Origin of the sequence: Clostridium fermenticellae (assembly GCF_003600355.1) — a bacterium.
Taxonomy (GTDB): Bacteria; Bacillota; Clostridia; order Clostridiales; family Clostridiaceae; genus Clostridium_AV; species Clostridium_AV fermenticellae.
Map to the genome: position 1 here is coordinate 1 of NZ_CP032416.1, position 18,554 is coordinate 18,554.

Genomic DNA, 18,554 nt, shown 5'->3' on the forward strand with positions numbered 1-18,554 from the left:
ATGGATGCCCATTTAAAAGAAATATGGGAAAAAACTTTAAATATAATAAAAGGAGAATTAACTGAAGTAAGTTTTAATACATGGATTAAAAGTATAACTCCTATATCGATCGATAAGGATACTTTAAAATTAGGTGTCCCAAATGATTTTACACGTGGAATATTAAATACTAGATATAAAGATTTAATATCAAATTCTTTAAAATTAATAACTTCAAATAAATATGCAATAGATTTTTTTATATTATCTGAAGAAGAAGTATCAAATAATTCAAAAAAAGTCATGGGAAAAAATCCCGCGAATATTTCTATAAATGAACAAATGTCAACAATGTTAAATCCTAAATATACTTTTGACTCATTCGTAATAGGGAATAGTAATAGATTCGCTCATGCGGCATCCCTAGCTGTTGCAGAAGCACCAGCTAAAGCATATAATCCACTCTTTATATATGGGGGTGTTGGATTAGGTAAGACTCACTTAATGCATGCAATAGGCCATTACATATTACAAAACAATTCCAAATGCAAAGTTATGTATGTTTCATCAGAAAAATTTACTAATGAACTTATAAATTCTATAAAAGACGATAAGAATGTTGAATTTAGAAATAGATATAGGAATATAGATGTACTTCTTATAGATGATATTCAGTTTATAGCAGGAAAAGAACGAACTCAAGAAGAATTCTTTCATACATTTAATGCTTTATATGAAGCAAATAAACAAATAATTTTATCAAGCGATAGGCCGCCAAAAGAAATACCTACTCTTGAAGACAGATTAAGATCTCGTTTTGAATGGGGACTTATAGCTGATATACAAGCTCCAGATTTTGAAACAAGAATGGCAATACTTAAGAAAAAAGCAGATGTAGAAAACTTAAATATACCAAATGAGGTTATGGTATATATAGCTACAAAAATCAAATCAAATATTAGAGAACTTGAAGGTGCTTTAATTAGAATTGTTGCATTTTCTTCTTTAACCAATAACGAAATAAGTATTGAACTAGCTGCAGAAGCACTTAAAGATATAATATCAAGTAAACAATCTAAATTAGTTACAATAGAACTAATTCAAGATGTTGTTTCAAATTATTTTAATTTGAAAGTAGAAGATCTTAAATCATCAAGAAGAACTAGAAGTATAGCTTTCCCAAGACAAATAGCTATGTATTTATCACGAAAGTTAACCGATATGTCACTTCCTAAAATAGGAGAGGAATTTGGTGGAAGAGATCATACTACAGTAATACACGCTTATGATAAAATATCTCAGAACTTAAAAACTGATGAAAGCTTGCAGAATGCAGTAAATGATTTAACTAAGAGAATAAATCAAAAATAACTATCAACATATGTTTATAATTATAAAGATTTATTCTGTTGATAAAAAACCAATAGTTAAACGTATGTAAATTATGTGGATAAAGTTTAATACTTATATTTTACTTATCCACAATTATTTTTTTCTTGTTTTTTAGTATTCTCAATAGATTGAAGAGTTATTAACATAATCACAGCCCCTATTACTATTACTACTAATATAATTATATTATCTTATCTATAAATAACAAAAGGGAAACTGTGAATAAGGAGGAATAAATAATGAAATTTGTATGTAATAGAAGTACACTTCAAAATGGAATTTCAGTAGTTCAAAAATCAATTACCGGAAAATCTTCATTACCCATTTTAAATGGTATATTAATAACAGCTGCAGAAAATGAATTAACTTTAGTAGGATCAGATATCGACTTAAGTATTGAGACAAAAGTTAATGCAGAAGTATATGAGGAAGGAAGTATTGTACTTGATTCAAAAATATTTGGAGAAATAATAAGAAAACTGCCCAATGACAATATACATATAAATACAATAAATAGTAATTCAGTAGAAATATTATGCCAAAAATCAAGATTCACCTTAATATACATGGATCCTTTAGATTTTCCACCATTACCTAATATTAATGAAAATGATATGTTTTCTATACCACAGAAAATACTTAAAAATATGATAAAAAGTACGATTTTTGCAGTTGCTGTAGATGAGACTAGACCAATTTTAACAGGTGTTTTGTTCGAAATAAAAAATAAAAAATTGAATTTAGTAGCATTAGATGGATACAGATTAGCTTTAAAATCAGAAAATCTTGATACAGATAATACTATAAGTGCAGTAATACCTGGAAAAACATTAAATGAAGTTTCTAAAATATTAGAAGAAAAGGATAATGTAAAAATTACATTTACTCCTAATCATATATTATTTAATATAAACAAGACAAAAATAATATCTAGAATTTTAGAGGGAGAATTTATTAAATATAATTCTATAATACCTAATGAATTTAATTTAAAAGTTACTGCTAAAAGAATAGAACTATTAAATTCTATAGAAAGAGCTTCACTAATGGCACAGGCTGAAAACACTAATTTGATAAAATTAAATATAGAAGACGAAAACATGATAATAACATCTAATTCTCAATTGGGAATGGTCAGAGAAGAAACCAGCATAATTTTGCAAGGTGAATCACTTGAAATTGCATTTAATTCAAAATACTTAATAGATGTATTAAAAACAATGGAGGAAGACGAAATTGTTATGGATTTTTCAAGCAGCATAAGCCCTTGTATTATAAGAAATAAGGAAATAGATAATTGTATATATCTTGTTTTACCAGTAAGGTTATCTAAAAAATAATTTTAATTAGGAGATAAATTAAATGAATGAGATTAAAATAAATACCGACTTCATAAAGTTAGACTCTTTCTTAAAGTGGTGTGGTGCAGTGAGCGCAGGATCAGATGCTAAAATTTATATATTATCTGGAAATGTTAGAGTAAATGAAGAGGTTGAAACTAGAAGAGGTAGAAAATTATTTAAAGGTGATGTAATTACTTTTGATAGTAATGAATATAAAATTGTTTAATCAATAGATAATTGTACAATAGTTGCTTTATGGTATAATTATAAATAGGTGTTTTTGATGTATATTAAAAATTTACAATTTATTGATTTTAGAAATTACAAAAAGGTTAATATTGAATTAAATAAAAATACAAATATTTTTATAGGAGATAATGCTCAAGGCAAAACAAATATTTTAGAAGGTATATATTATTGCAGCATAGGTAAATCTCAAAGAACTAGTAGGGATAAAGAACTTATAAATTGGAATGGAAAAGAAGCTTATCTTAATTTATATGTGGTCAAAGATAGATTAAATAAAAAAATAGAAATAAAAATATTTAAAGATGGGAAAAAAGGTATAAATATAAATTCTATTAAAGTGAATAAAATGTCAGAACTTATGGGCGTTCTTAATGTTGTTATGTTTTCTCCAGATGACCTAAAAATTGTAAAAGAGTCACCAAGTTATAGAAGAAAATTTTTAGATATAGAACTGTGTAAATTAAGCAAAAGATATTATTTTAATCTTCAGCAGTATAATAAAGTTTTAGCTCAAAGAAATATTATTTTAAAGGATTCAAGTGAAAATAAACTTAAAATAATTGATATATATGATGAACAATTATCAAAATATGGTTCAGAAATAATTAGTTTAAGAAATAAATATGTTAAGAAACTTGAAAATAAGGGTAAAATAATACATAGAGATATAACTTCAGGAAAAGAAAAATTAGAATTATTTTATATAACTGATGTGAGTATTACGGATAACTTAAAAGAAAATATGTTAAAAAGATTAAAGGAAAATAGATCAAAGGATTTTCAAAGAAAGATAACCTCAATTGGTCCTCATAAAGATGATTTTGAAGTTAAAATTAATGGTATGAACGTGAGAAATTATGGCTCTCAAGGTCAGCAGAGAACGTCAGTTTTAACAATTAAATTTGCATCATTTGAAATAATTAAAGATTTAATGGGAGAATACCCGGTACTTTTATTAGATGATGTTCTATCTGAATTAGATGCTAGTAGACAAAAGTATATATTAAATTCGATAAATGGTATACAAACTTTTATAACATGTACTGGTATTGGAGATATAAAGAAATACTTAAAGGATCAGTCTGAGCTTTTTGTTGTACAGAAAGGTAGAATACAAAAAGTTTAAAATTTGAAAGGAGATTTTTTATGTTTTTACATTTAGGTGAGAATGTAGTTGTACCTGTAAAAGATATAATTGGTATTTTTAATATGGAGACTTCAATGTATAGTTCAGATACCACTCAGTTTTTGAGAATGGCTGAAGAAGACGATTTTATTGAGAGAATAACAAAAGATAAACCTAAATCTTTTATCATAGCTGAAGTTGATAAGAAAAGTAAAATTTATTTATCACCAATTTCTTCATCCACATTAGCTAAAAGATCAGAAACTTTGTATTATGAACCTTAAAGGAGGAAGAGTATGTTAGAACAGAAAAAACAGGTATATGATGAAAGTCAAATTCAAGTTTTAGAAGGCTTGGAAGCTGTAAGAAGACGACCGGGTATGTACATAGGAAGTACAAGTCAAAGAGGACTTCATCATTTAGTTTATGAAATAATTGATAATAGTATAGATGAAGCTTTAGCTGGATTTTGTAAAAATATAGAAGTCTATATACATCATGATAATTCAATAACTGTAGTGGATGATGGAAGAGGAATGCCAGTAGGAATGCATCCTAAAATGAAGAAACCTACTGTAGAAGTAATTATGACTATACTTCATGCAGGTGGTAAATTTGGTGGTGGCGGATATAAAGTTTCTGGCGGACTGCACGGAGTTGGTGCTTCTGTTGTAAATGCACTTTCAGAAGTTTGTGAAGTTGAAGTTAAAAGAGATGGACATATATGGAAACAAGTTTATGAAAGAGGAAAAGCAATAACAGGATTAGATATAATTGGTGATAGTGATGATCATGGTACTAAAATTTATTTTAAACCTGATACTGAAATATTTGATGTTATAGAATTTGATTATGATACTTTAGCTAAAAGAATAAGAGAATTAGCATTTTTAAATAAAGGCATAAAAATACTTTTAAGTGATGAAAGAAATGATAAAAAAGAGGTTTTTTATTATGAAGGCGGAATAAAGTCATTTATTCAATATTTAAATAGGAATAAACAGGTAATTCATAAGGATCCCATATATGTTGAGGGACTTAAAAATGATTGTTCTGTTGAAATAGCATTTCAATATAATGATAGTTATACAGAAAATATATTTGCCTTTGCAAATAATATAGATACGGTAGAGGGTGGAACACACTTAGCTGGATTTAAATCAGCATTAACAAGAGTATTTAATGATTATGCTAAGAAATTTGGAATATTAAAGGAAAGTGATAAAAATCTTGCGGGGGATGACATAAGAGAGGGTCTTACAGCAGTTATATCAGTTAAGCTTATAGATCCACAGTTCGAAGGCCAGACAAAGACGAAATTGGGTAATAGCGAAGTTCGTGGTATAGTTGATAATATATTAGGAGAAAAAGTTAGCTCCTTTCTAGAGGAGAATCCACAAATTGCTAAAGCAATTTTAGATAAATCGTTATTAGCTTCTCATGCCAGAGAAGCTGCAAGACGTGCGAGAGAACTTACAAGGAGAAAATCTGTATTAGAGAATACATCTCTTCCAGGAAAACTTGCAGATTGCTCATCTAAAGATCCATCTGAGTGCGAAATTTATTTGGTTGAGGGTGATTCTGCAGGTGGATCCGCAAAACAGGGAAGGAATAGAAATTTTCAAGCTATACTTCCTCTACGTGGTAAAATTATGAATGTGGAAAAACAGAGAATAGATAAAATACTTGGATATGAAGAAATAAGATCGATGATAACGGCATTTGGTGCTGGTATAGGAAAAGATTTTGATATACAAAAAATAAGATATGATAAAATAATAATGATGACAGATGCTGATGTAGATGGAGCTCATATAAGGACTTTGCTTCTCACATTTTTCTTTAGGTATATGAAAGAATTAGTTGAACAAGGCCATGTATATATTGCACAGCCTCCACTTTATAAGGTTACTAAAAATAAGAAGGATGTATATGCTTATTCTGATAACGAATTAGATGTGGTGCTTAAAGAATTTGGTGGAAAAGATTCGAATACTACAATCCAAAGATATAAGGGACTTGGGGAGATGGATGCTATACAGCTATGGGATACTACTATGGATCCTGAAAAAAGAACTCTTCTTAAAGTAAATGTTGAAGATGCTATGGCTGCTGATGAAATTTTCACTATACTTATGGGTGATAAAGTTGAACCTCGTAGAGAATTTATCCAACAAAATGCTAAAAATGTTGTAAACTTAGATATATAAAGAGGTGGAATAGATGTTTGATGAAGGAAAAGTTTTACCAGTAGACATTAGTAGTGAAATGAAAAAATGTTATATAGATTATGCTATGAGTGTTATAGTTGGTCGTGCGCTTCCTGATGTAAGAGATGGATTAAAACCAGTTCATAGAAGAATCTTATATTCTATGCATGAACTTGGTATTACACCTGATAAGGGATATAGAAAATGTGCTAGAATTGTCGGCGATGTTCTAGGTAAATATCATCCACATGGAGACTCATCTGTCTATGATGCTCTTGTTAGATTAGCTCAGGATTTTTCTATAAGATATACATTGGTAGATGGTCATGGAAACTTTGGTTCAGTAGATGGTGATAGTGCAGCTGCAATGAGGTATACTGAAGCAAAATTGAGTAAAATTTCTATGCAGATGTTAAGGGATATAAATAAAAATACTGTTGATTTTATGCCTAACTTTGATGGTGAAGAACAAGAACCTACAGTATTACCTTCTAGATTTCCTAATTTACTTGTGAATGGTTCTGCAGGTATTGCAGTTGGTATGGCCACTAATATACCTCCACATAATTTAAGTGAAGTAATAAATGGAATAGTAATGATTATAGATAATCCGGATGTCACGATTGATGAACTTATGACTCAAATAAAAGGGCCTGATTTTCCTACAGCTGGTGTAATTATAGGTGTTTCTGGAATAAGAGCAGCTTATAATACAGGCAGAGGAAAAATAATTGTTAGAGCTAAAACTGATATAGAAGAGGAAAAAGGAAGAAATAAAATAATAATAAGTGAACTTCCATATCAAGTAAATAAGGCAAAGTTAATAGAAAACATAGCTGGTTTGGTTAAAGATAAAAAAATACAGGGAATCTCTGATATCAGAGATGAGAGTGATAGAGAAGGTATGAGAGTTGTAATAGAACTCAAAAGGGACATAAATGCAAATATAGTTCTAAATCAGCTTTACAAACATACTAAACTTCAAGATACATTTGGCGTAATAATGCTGGCTTTGGTTAATAATGAAACTAAGGTCTTAAATCTAAAAGAAATATTAGTACATTATTTGAATTTTCAAAAAGAGATCATAAGAAGAAGGACTAAGTTTGATCTCGACAAAGCTTTGGCTCGTGCACATATTTTAGAAGGATTGAAAATAGCTTTAGACAATATAGACGAAGTAATAAAATTGATTAGAGGTTCTAAGAATGGTCAGGAGGCTAAGAATAGTCTCATAAATAGATTTGAACTTTCTGAGAAGCAGACTCAAGCCATTTTGGATATGAGACTTCAAAGACTTACTGGATTAGAAAGAGAAAAGATAGAACAAGAGTATAATGAGCTTGAAAAGAATATATCATATTTTAAAGATATATTGGAAAGAGAAGAGTTAGTATTAAATATAATAAAAGATGAATTAATAGAGATAAAGAATAAGTATGGAGATGAGAGAAGAACTAAGATAGAACAAAGTTCTGATGAAATAAATATTGAAGATTTAATACATGAGGAAGATGTAGTAATAACTCTTACTCATGGTGGATATATAAAGAGAATATTAGCTGATACTTATTCATCCCAAAAAAGAGGCGGAAAGGGAATACAGGCTATGACTACAAAGGAAGATGATTTTGTAGAACATATATTTATAACCTCCACTCATAATAATATACTATTTTTTACTAATAAAGGAAGAGTATATAAATTAAAAGCATATGAAATTCCAGAAGCTGGACGGACGGCTAAAGGTACAAATTTAATTAATTTGATACCAATAGGTGCTAGTGAAAAGATTCAGGCAGTTATAACATTCAAAGAGTTTGATGAAAAAAATTACTTTATAATGGGTACTAAAAATGGTTTAATTAAAAAGACCCAAATAAGTAAGTATTCATCTATAAGAAAAAATGGATTGAATGCTATAACATTAAGAGATGGTGATGAACTTATAGGAGTAAGAATGACAACAGGAGAAAGTGAAGTATTAGTATTTACTAGAAATGGCTATGCTATAAGGTTTAATGAAAAAGATGTCAGACCTATGGGTAGAATTGCAACTGGCGTTAAAGCTATAACTTTAAGAAATAATGATATAGCAGTTGCTATGGAAATTGCAGATAAAAATGGAGATATATTAGTAGTAAGTGAAAATGGATTTGGGAAAAGAACATCAACAGACGAATATACTCCTCATAAAAGAGGAGGAAAAGGTATGATAACATATAAAGTAAGTGAGAAAACAGGTCATATAGTTGGCGCTAGAGTTGTTAGAGACGAAGATGAAATAATGCTTATAAATAGTAGTAATGTGGCTATAAGAATAAATGCTGCTGATATTTCAATTACTAGTAGAAATGCGATGGGTGTTACTCTAATGAAGACAGAAGAGAGTCAGAAGGTAGTTGCTATGGCCAAAATAAACAATGAAGATGATAAAATTGAGAGTAAGTAATTAGCATTATAGTATTTAGCCGGCTTATATTTAATTTATAAGCTGGCTTTAATTTTATAAATAAACTTGACCTAGTGTATCAATTCATAAAAAATAAAGAAATTTGTAGAAATATGAAGTATAAGGTATATAAATTATTGTAATTGTATATTTAAATATCATATTTTATAATTTGTCTGATATAATAACATATGTCGCTTGAGGGAACTCAAGTTACGGTCAGGAAAAGTTTTCAGAGGAATTTTTAATTATATATAATGGAAATTGAAATAATTAAAAGTCTTAAAAAAAGTTCTTGACAGTTTAGAGAGTACATGGTAAGATGTATAAGTCGCTTGGATGAAGCGGCGATGAACCTTGAAAATCAAACAGAGAAGAGTAAAAATAAACCAGCAATTCTTTTGAAAGCTGTTTTAACAGCTTGAAAGTAAAGTAAATGAGCTTAAGTTGAACTCAAAACTCTGAATAAGAGTTTTATATAAGAAATTAAATTGAGAGTTTGATCCTGGCTCAGGACGAACGCTGGCGGCGTGCTTAACACATGCAAGTCGAGCGAGAGAAATCCCTTCGGGGATGGATCTAGCGGCGGACGGGTGAGTAACACGTGGGCAACCTGCCTCAAAGAGGGGGATAGCCTCCCGAAAGGGAGATTAATACCGCATAATGTTGTTTTACTGCATAGTAAAGCAACCAAAGGAGTAATCCACTTTGAGATGGGCCCGCGTCGCATTAGTTAGTTGGTGGGGTAACGGCTCACCAAGGCGACGATGCGTAGCCGACCTGAGAGGGTGATCGGCCACATTGGAACTGAGAGACGGTCCAGACTCCTACGGGAGGCAGCAGTGGGGAATATTGCACAATGGGCGGAAGCCTGATGCAGCAACGCCGCGTGGGTGATGAAGGTTTTCGGATTGTAAAGCCCTGTCTTTTGGGACGATAATGACGGTACCAGAGGAGGAAGCCACGGCTAACTACGTGCCAGCAGCCGCGGTAATACGTAGGTGGCGAGCGTTGTCCGGATTTACTGGGCGTAAAGGGTGCGTAGGCGGATATTTAAGTGGGATGTGAAAACCCCGGGCTTAACCCGGGGACTGCATTTCAAACTGGATATCTGGAGTGCAGGAGAGGAAAGCGGAATTCCTAGTGTAGCGGTGAAATGCGTAGAGATTAGGAAGAACACCAGTGGCGAAGGCGGCTTTCTGGACTGTAACTGACGCTGAGGCACGAAAGCGTGGGTAGCAAACAGGATTAGATACCCTGGTAGTCCACGCCGTAAACGATGAGTACTAGGTGTAGGAGGTATCGACCCCTTCTGTGCCGCAGTAAACGCAATAAGTACTCCGCCTGGGAAGTACGATCGCAAGATTAAAACTCAAAGGAATTGACGGGGGCCCGCACAAGCAGCGGAGCATGTGGTTTAATTCGAAGCAACGCGAAGAACCTTACCTAGACTTGACATCCCCTGAATTACCTGTAATTAGGGAAGCCCTCCGGGGCAGGGAGACAGGTGGTGCATGGTTGTCGTCAGCTCGTGTCGTGAGATGTTAGGTTAAGTCCTGCAACGAGCGCAACCCCTATCATTAGTTGCTACCATTAAGTTGAGCACTCTAGTGAGACTGCCCGGGTCAACCGGGAGGAAGGTGGGGATGACGTCAAATCATCATGCCCCTTATGTCTAGGGCTACACACGTGCTACAATGGTGAATACAGAGAGATGCAAACCCGCAAGGGTGAGCCAAACTTTAAAATTCACCTCAGTTCGGATTGCAGGCTGAAACCCGCCTGCATGAAGCTGGAGTTGCTAGTAATCGCGAATCAGAATGTCGCGGTGAATGCGTTCCCGGGCCTTGTACACACCGCCCGTCACACCATGAGAGTTGGCAACACCCGAAGTCCGTGGGGTAACCGTAAGGAACCAGCGGCCGAAGGTGGGGTTAATAATTGGGGTGAAGTCGTAACAAGGTAGCCGTAGGAGAACCTGCGGCTGGATCACCTCCTTTCTAAGGAGTCGTAAGATAGGTAACTCTATCTTAAAAACCGGTTTATACTTACTCTGTTTGATTTTGAGGGGTTAAAAACCCGAACGGTTTTTAACGGGTAATTTAGCTAAATGTAGTTTGGCGTTAAAATTACACCGGGCCGCAGGCTTAAATCTATAAGGTTTTTAACAGATAGCAGATGTTATCTGTCATCATTCTCATATTGTTCTTTGAAAACTGCACAGAGAAGAAAGTTAAAGTAAAGTTATTACTTTGTAAAATTGATTAAAGATTCTTAATTATTTGATATATATTAACATATATTATTATTAATTAACCGGTAAAAATTGATAGAAACGGGTAGCTTGAGGAAAATGTCGGGCGAAGGGTAGAGCTTACTTATGTAAGTGAGTATCCGGGCGAAACATTTGACAGAAAGATACGGAGTTTATAGCAATTTTTACTTAAAAGGTCAAGCTACAAAGGGCGCATGGTGAATGCCATGGCACCAGGAGTCGAAGAAGGACGCGATAAGCTGCGATAAGCTCCGGGTAGGCGCAAATAGCCTGTGATCCGTAGATTTCCGAATGGGGCAACCCACATGACTAACGTCATGTACTGTAAACTGAATTCATAGGTTTATAGAGACACACCCGGGGAACTGAAACATCTAAGTACCCGGAGGAAGAGAAAGAAATATCGATTTCTTTAGTAGCGGCGAGCGAAAGAGAATGAGCCCAAACCAGGAACTTGTTCCTGGGGTTGCGGGTAGATCACAATTACTTTTATTCTTTAATTGAAGAGAGCTGGAAGGCTCCGCCACAGAAGGTAAAAGCCCTGTAAGTAAAAAAGAATTTTAGTTAGATCTATTCCAGAGTACCACGAGACACGTGAAACCTTGTGGGAAGCTGGGAGGACCACCTCCCAAGGCTAAATACTACCTGGTGACCGATAGTGAAGCAGTACCGTGAGGGAAAGGTGAAAAGAACCCCGGAAGGGGAGTGAAATAGAACCTGAAACCGTGTGTCCACAACCGGTCGAAGCACATTTAAGTGCGACGACGTGCTTTTTGTAGAACGAGCCAGCGAGTTACGGTATGTAGCAAGGTTAAGTACTTATGGTACGGAGCCGGAGGGAAACCGAGTCTGAATAGGGCGACCAGTTGCATGCTGTAGACCCGAAACCGGGTGACCTATCCATGGACAGGATGAAGCGGAAGTAAAATTCCGTGGAGGTCCGAACCGCGTTGGTGTTGAAAAACCATGGGATGAGCTGTGGATAGCGGAGAAATTCCAATCGAACCCGGAGATAGCTGGTTCTCCTCGAAATAGCTTTAGGGCTAGCGTCGGGACTGAGTAATGGAGGTAGAGCACTGAATAGGCTAGGGGCTTTAAAAAGTTACTGAACCTTATCAAACTCCGAATGCCATTTACTTGTATCCCGGCAGTCAGACTGCGAATGATAAGATCCGTGGTCAAAAGGGAAACAGCCCAGATCATCAGCTAAGGTCCCAAAGTGTAAGTTAAGTGGTAAAGGATGTGGGATTTCTAAGACAACTAGGATGTTGGCTTAGAAGCAGCCACTCATTTAAAGAGTGCGTAATAGCTCACTAGTCGAGAGATCCTGCGCCGAAAATGTCCGGGGCTAAAACTTACCACCGAAGCTATGGACTCGTAAGAGTGGTAGAGGAGCTTCCTGTATGGATTGAAGCCGTACCGTAAGGAGCGGTGGACCGTACAGGAGTGAGTATGCTGGCATAAGTAGCGAGAAATAAGTGAGAATCTTATTGGTCGAAAACCTGAGGTTTCCTGGGGAAGGCTCGTCCTCCCAGGGTTAGTCGGGACCTAAGCCGAGGCCGAAAGGCGTAGGTGATGGACAATTGGTTGATATTCCAATACCGCCAGTTTGCGTTTGACAGATGGGATGACGCAGGAGGATAGGATGTGCACACTATTGGATGTGTGTCTAAGCACTCAGACGTGCCCGGAAGGTAAATCCACCGGGATTAGTTAAGGTGTTACAGGGATCTCTTTTTAAGAGAGAAGTATCCGGTTCCACGCTGCCAAGAAAAGTCTCTATGGAGTAAACCGGTGCCCGTACCGCAAACCGACACAGGTAGGTGAGGAGAAAATCCTAAGACCATCGGAAGAATTGCTGTTAAGGAACTAGGCAAATTGACCCCGTAACTTAGGGATAAGGGGTGCCATCTTTATTGATGGCCGCAGAGAATAGGCTCAAGCAACTGTTTAGCAAAAACACAGGTCTCTGCTAAAGCGTAAGCTGATGTATAGGGGCTGACGCCTGCCCGGTGCTGGAAGGTTAAGGGGAATACTAAGCCGTATGGCGAAGGTATGAACTTAAGCCCCAGTAAACGGCGGCCGTAACTATAACGGTCCTAAGGTAGCGAAATTCCTTGTCGGGTAAGTTCCGACCCGCACGAATGGCGTAATGATTTGAGCACTGTCTCAACAGCAAATCCGGCGAAATTGTAGTGCAAGTGAAGATGCTTGCTACCCGCAGTTGGACGGAAAGACCCCGTAGAGCTTTACTGCAGCTTAACATTGAGTTTCGGTATTGTCTGTACAGGATAGGTGGGAGACTTAGATACCCGGGCGTCAGCCCTGGTGGAGTCACCCTTGGGATACCACCCTGACAGTACTGGAATTCTAACCGGAGGCCATTTATCTGGTCACGGGACATTGTTAGGCGGGCAGTTTGACTGGGGCGGTCGCCTCCTAAAATGTAACGGAGGCGCCCAAAGGTTCCCTCAGAACGGTTAGAAATCGTTCGCAGAGTGCAAAGGCAGAAGGGAGCCTGACTGCGACACATACAGGTGGAGCAGGGACGAAAGTCGGGCTTAGTGATCCGGTGGTACCTCGTGGGAGGGCCATCGCTCAACGGATAAAAGCTACCTCGGGGATAACAGGCTGATCTCCCCCAAGAGTCCACATCGACGGGGAGGTTTGGCACCTCGATGTCGGCTCGTCGCATCCTGGGGCTGAAGTAGGTCCCAAGGGTTGGGCCGTTCGCCCATTAAAGCGGCACGCGAGCTGGGTTCAGAACGTCGTGAGACAGTTCGGTCCCTATCCGCTGCGGGCGCAGGAAATTTGAGAGGAGCTGTCCTTAGTACGAGAGGACCGGGATGGACTGACCTCTGGTGTACCAGTTGTTCCGCCAGGAGCACGGCTGGGTAGCTATGTCGGGACGGGATAAACGCTGAAAGCATCTAAGCGTGAAGCCCACCTCAAGATTAGATTTCCCATAGCGTAAGCTAGTAAGACCCCTTGAAGAACACAAGGTTGATAGGTCAGAGGTGTAAGCATAGCGATATGTTCAGCTGACTGATACTAATAGGTCGAGGGCTTGACCAGTTACTTTTCTTAATCAATTTCTTCTATCTTTACTGTGCAGTTTTGAGAGAACAATCTCAATTAGCCGGGGTTTATTTATAAACCTCCGCAATCAGCAATCTGGTGGTTATTACATAAAGGTAACACTCCTTCCCATACCGAACAGGTAGGTTAAGCTTTATTGTGCCGATGGTACTTCAGGGGCAGCCCTGCGGGAGAGTAGGTCATCGCCAGGTAAATCATACTATATTTGGATCTTTAGCTCAGTTGGTTAGAGCAACCGGCTCATAACCGGTAGGTCCGGGGTTCGAGTCCCTGAAGGTCCACCATGTATGGGGGTATAGCTCAGTTGGGAGAGCATCTGCCTTGCACGCAGAGGGTCAAGAGTTCGAGTCTCTTTATCTCCACCATAAAAAGTATCTGTGAAATAGTTTCACGGATACTTTTTTATTTTACAATTTTACCATATTGCATTAAAATGTATATATACATATAATAGAGGTTTTAATATGAATTTTTATAGGATAAAACAGTTTTATTGGGCAATAAATTCAACTTTGACTCCAAGTAGTATACATTTTGTGGAAAGTAATTTAAATTTAAATGAGCTTAAATTATTTAATAAATTATCTATAAGTGAAAAGCAGCATTGCATTAATGTTGCTTATGATGTTATAGGTGAATGTAAATTAAAAAATTTAAAACCAGATTTACTAATAAAGGCTGCATTATTACATGATATAGGTAAAATATATAAGAAGCTAAATATAATTGATAAATCTTTTATGGTTATTGCAGATAATTTATCAAACGGATATTTTAAAAAATTTTCTAATATAGAAAAAATTAATGTGTATTATAATCATGGTAAGATCGGAAGAGATATTCTTAAAAGATATAATGAAGAAGAGAGATTATTATATTTAGTTGAAAATCATAGTAATTTTAGTATAGATGATGATATAGAATTATATATATTAAGAAAATGTGATAGCAGAAATTAATATGTATGGAGGTTTTTATGAATTCAGTTCAAAGAAGAAAATATATAGAAGAATTGTTAAATAAAAGTGATGAACCACAAAAGGGTCATGTAATAGCCGAAAAATTAGGTGTTACAAGGCAAATAATAGTTAAGGATATAGCCATACTAAGGGCGGAAGGAAAAAAGGTTATTGCTACTCCAGATGGATATATAATTCCAAGACAAGATAATAATTTAGTAAGAAAGGTTATAGCTGTTTCTCATAAACCAGCTGATATAGAAGATGAGCTAGAAACTATTATAAAATATGGTGGTATCGTTGAAGATGTAATTGTAGAACATAAGATATATGGAGAAATAAAAGCTATGCTTATGCTTAAGAATTTTTATGATATTGAGAATTTTATGATTAATGTGAATAAATACAATTCAGAACCACTTCTGATACTTACTGGTGGGTTGCATTTACATACAATTTCTGCTGAGAATCATGGTATAATTAAGAATATATTGAAAGAATTAAAAATAAAGAATTATTTAGTTTCAGATTAATATGAGTTCTTTATTTTAAAATAAGAGAGGTGATATCATGAAATTTAATAAGAGACTGGTAATAGGAAGTGTAGTTCTTTTATTTTTAGTATTTTTATTGTTTATAAATAGAATTTCAGGTTTTGTAATAAATATAGAATGGTATAAAAAACTTGGATATTTATCTGTGTATTTTACTAAAATGATAGCAGTAATAAAGCTCATGATTCCTATATTTATTGTAGCATTTGTAGCTATATGGATATATTATAAAAGTCTTAATATGAGTATTATGAAATATAGAAAAGTGTTTGAAGTAAAAACTAAAAGAGAAACTGTACGAAAAAGAATATTTTTTATATTTGATTTTTTGGTTTCATTCATTATGGCCTATATTTTTTCTATTACTTATTGGTATAGAATACTTCAATTTACACATGCGGTTAAATTTGATATCTCAGATCCTATATTTCATATAAATGTATCTTTTTATGTGTTTAAATTGCCGCTTTTACAATCATTATTCGGTGGTTTTGTAAGTTTATTAGTAGTATTAGTACTTATAACACTTTTTGTTTACTTTACTTTAGTTCTAACTGATAAGGTAAAATACTCAAAAGGTTTTAAAATAAACCCAATTAACATAAATTCATTACATAGCGGGATAACTAAGTTTGCAGGCAAACAACTAGCTATAATAGCATCACTTTTGATGCTATGCGTATCAGTAGGATATATATTTAAATGTTTAAATCTTGTATACAGTACAAGAGGTGTTGCATTTGGTGCAAGTTATACAGATATACATGTTAGCTTACCGTTTTTTATAGTTATATCTGTAACTTCCATTATTTCATCTGGAGTGATATTTTGGAGTATAACTAAATCGAAAGTTAAACCTATTTTTGTATCCATTATAGCAATAATTGGATTAATCTTATTGGAAAATATAACTTCTCTAGGCGTTCAAAACTTTATAGTAAAATCAAATCAAAAAACTTTGGAACAGCCTTATATAAAATATGATATAGATTATACTAGAAAAGCATTTAATATTAATAAAACGGAAGTCCATCCTTTTGAAGTTAAGGATAATTTAACTTTAAAAGATATAGAAAGTAATAAGGATACAATAAATAATATTAGGATAAATTCAGTTAATCAAGCATTGGAGTTTTATAATCAGGTTCAGATTATAAGATATTATTATGAATTCAATGATGTGGATGTAGATAGATATAATATTGATGGAAAATTTAATCAAGTATTTATAGCTGCCAGAGAGATAGATACTCAATCTGTAGATCCTAATACTTGGCAGAATAAACATCTTATATACACACATGGCTATGGAATCGTTATGAATAAAGTTAATTCTGTAACTTCTGAAGGTCAGCCTGATTTTGTTATAAAAGATATTCCATCACAAAATAGTACAGATATAAAATTAAAGAATCCTAGAATTTATTTTGGGGAAAAAACTAATGATTATGCAATAGTTGATACCAATATGAATGAATTTGATTATCCGCAAGGTGGAAATAATCAAATGAATAAATATGATGGAACAGCAGGAATAAAAATGAGTTTTATAAATAAATTATTATTTGCAATTAATCAAAAGGATATAAACTTTATTTTATCTAGGGATATAAATAGTAATAGTAAAATATTAATAAATAGGAATATAGTTGATAGGGCTAAAAAAATTGCACCATTTTTAAAATATGATTCTAATCCTTATATAGTGATAAACAATGGAAAGCTTTGTTGGATATTGGATGCATACACTACATCAAATGTATATCCTTTTTCGCAACCTCAAGATGGTGTGAATTATATAAGAAATTCTGTAAAAGTTGTAATTGATGCAGAAAATGGAGATACGAATTTTTATATTGTTGATAAGAATGATCCTATAATAAATAGTTATTCAAAGATTTTTCCTGGATTATTTAAAGATACATCAGGCTTATCGAATGATATAAAGCAGCATTTTAAATATCCACAGGATATGTTTGATATCCAATGTTCTGTGTATGGAAAATACCATATGACAGATCCAGGAGTATTTTATAATGGTGAAGATTTATGGCAAGTTTCTAAAAATCAGAAACAAGTTGGAGGTGAAAAAAATACAGCTGAATCCCCTTATGTTGTAATGAAATTACCTGGCCAAAAATCTGAGGAAATGATCTTACTACAGTATTTTAATATGAGAAATAAAGATAATATGGTTGCTTTATTTGGGGCTAAAATGGATAAGGGAAATTATGGTAAATTAGTTGTATATAAATTTCCACCTCAAAAAACAATATATAGTCCATATTTATTTAAACAAAATCTAAATCAAGATACTACAATATCTCAACAATTATCCTTATGGAATAAAAATGGATCTCAAGTTCAATTTGGTGATACTATAATAGTACCTATAAATGATTCTCTTTTATATGTTGAACCAATGTATCTAAGAGCTAATGGCAAAAATAGTATTCCAGAGGTTAAAAGGGTTATAGTATCATATGGTAATAAGATTGTTCTTGCTGAAAATATAGATAGTGCACTTAAGCAGTTATTTAACTATAGTACAGATACTGATGATCAAAATGATACTGATAATAATCAAGCTACGGGAAATTTAGATTCTAATAAACAACAGTATATTAAGCAAGCTCAAGATTTATATAATAAGGCTGTTGATGCACAGAAAAATGGTGATTGGGCTAAATATGGAGAATATATAAAAAGTTTAGGTCAAATAATAGAATTTTTGAATAAATAATATTTTAATAAAAAAACACTTAATATTTTATAAGTTAGGTGTTTTTTATTTATATTTACATATATATTTAGTAAAAAGATATTTTTATTTTTAAAATATAATTTTTGAAATTAAATTCATTTAATGTTATTAAATTAAATTATAAGAAAAATTTATATAAAAAATTATAAATT

General features: G+C 33.7%; 10 protein-coding genes, 2 tRNA genes and 3 rRNA genes. All 15 read left to right on the top strand.

Annotation, left to right across the window (positions count from 1 at the left end; translation table 11 throughout):
* The 15 genes from dnaA to D4Z93_RS00075 all read left to right on the top strand — a co-directional run bounded on the left by dnaA (position 1) and on the right by D4Z93_RS00075 (position 18,381).
* Complete coding sequence (gene dnaA, locus D4Z93_RS00005; protein WP_119969758.1) at positions 1-1,350, top strand: chromosomal replication initiator protein DnaA; 1,350 nt, start codon at positions 1-3, stop codon at positions 1,348-1,350.
* Positions 1,351-1,610: 260 nt separating this feature from the next.
* A complete protein-coding gene (gene dnaN, locus D4Z93_RS00010; RefSeq protein ID WP_119969759.1) occupies positions 1,611-2,711 on the top strand; it encodes a DNA polymerase III subunit beta in 1,101 nt (366 codons plus the stop codon).
* A 22-nt stretch (positions 2,712-2,733) separates the two neighbouring features.
* Positions 2,734-2,940 (top strand): S4 domain-containing protein YaaA, encoded by a 207-nt coding sequence (yaaA, locus tag D4Z93_RS00015; RefSeq protein WP_119969760.1) that lies wholly within the window; start codon positions 2,734-2,736, stop codon positions 2,938-2,940.
* 57 nt (positions 2,941-2,997) lie between these two features.
* Positions 2,998-4,089, top strand: coding sequence for a DNA replication/repair protein RecF (recF, locus tag D4Z93_RS00020; protein ID WP_119969761.1), 1,092 nt, complete (start codon positions 2,998-3,000; stop codon positions 4,087-4,089).
* Positions 4,090-4,109: 20 nt separating this feature from the next.
* On the top strand, positions 4,110-4,373 hold the full coding sequence (gene remB / locus D4Z93_RS00025; protein ID WP_119969762.1) for an extracellular matrix regulator RemB: 264 nt from the start codon (positions 4,110-4,112) through the stop codon (positions 4,371-4,373).
* A 12-nt stretch (positions 4,374-4,385) separates the two neighbouring features.
* A complete protein-coding gene (gene gyrB, locus D4Z93_RS00030; protein WP_119969763.1) occupies positions 4,386-6,299 on the top strand; it encodes a DNA topoisomerase (ATP-hydrolyzing) subunit B in 1,914 nt (637 codons plus the stop codon).
* Positions 6,300-6,312: 13 nt separating this feature from the next.
* On the top strand, positions 6,313-8,751 hold the full coding sequence (gene gyrA, locus D4Z93_RS00035) for a DNA gyrase subunit A (RefSeq protein ID WP_119969764.1): 2,439 nt from the start codon (positions 6,313-6,315) through the stop codon (positions 8,749-8,751).
* 487 nt (positions 8,752-9,238) lie between these two features.
* Positions 9,239-10,751, top strand: a 16S ribosomal RNA gene (locus tag D4Z93_RS00040).
* A 449-nt stretch (positions 10,752-11,200) separates the two neighbouring features.
* Positions 11,201-14,101, top strand: a 23S ribosomal RNA gene (locus tag D4Z93_RS00045).
* A gap of 98 nt (positions 14,102-14,199) precedes the next feature.
* Positions 14,200-14,316 (top strand): 5S ribosomal RNA (gene rrf, locus D4Z93_RS00050).
* The 16S, 23S and 5S rRNA genes sit together here with 2 tRNA genes alongside, the layout of an rRNA operon.
* A gap of 16 nt (positions 14,317-14,332) precedes the next feature.
* Positions 14,333-14,409, top strand: a tRNA-Ile gene (locus D4Z93_RS00055).
* A 5-nt stretch (positions 14,410-14,414) separates the two neighbouring features.
* A tRNA-Ala gene (locus D4Z93_RS00060) sits at positions 14,415-14,490 on the top strand.
* A 99-nt stretch (positions 14,491-14,589) separates the two neighbouring features.
* Positions 14,590-15,084: an HD domain-containing protein gene (locus D4Z93_RS00065; protein WP_119969765.1), complete on the top strand. Its 495-nt coding sequence runs from the start codon at positions 14,590-14,592 to the stop codon at positions 15,082-15,084.
* Between the two features lie 17 nt (positions 15,085-15,101).
* Positions 15,102-15,617: a transcription repressor NadR gene (locus D4Z93_RS00070; protein ID WP_119969766.1), complete on the top strand. Its 516-nt coding sequence runs from the start codon at positions 15,102-15,104 to the stop codon at positions 15,615-15,617.
* A 37-nt stretch (positions 15,618-15,654) separates the two neighbouring features.
* Positions 15,655-18,381, top strand: a complete 2,727-nt coding sequence (locus D4Z93_RS00075) for a UPF0182 family protein (RefSeq protein WP_119969767.1) — start codon at positions 15,655-15,657, stop codon at positions 18,379-18,381.
* Positions 18,382-18,554 lie beyond the last annotated feature (173 nt).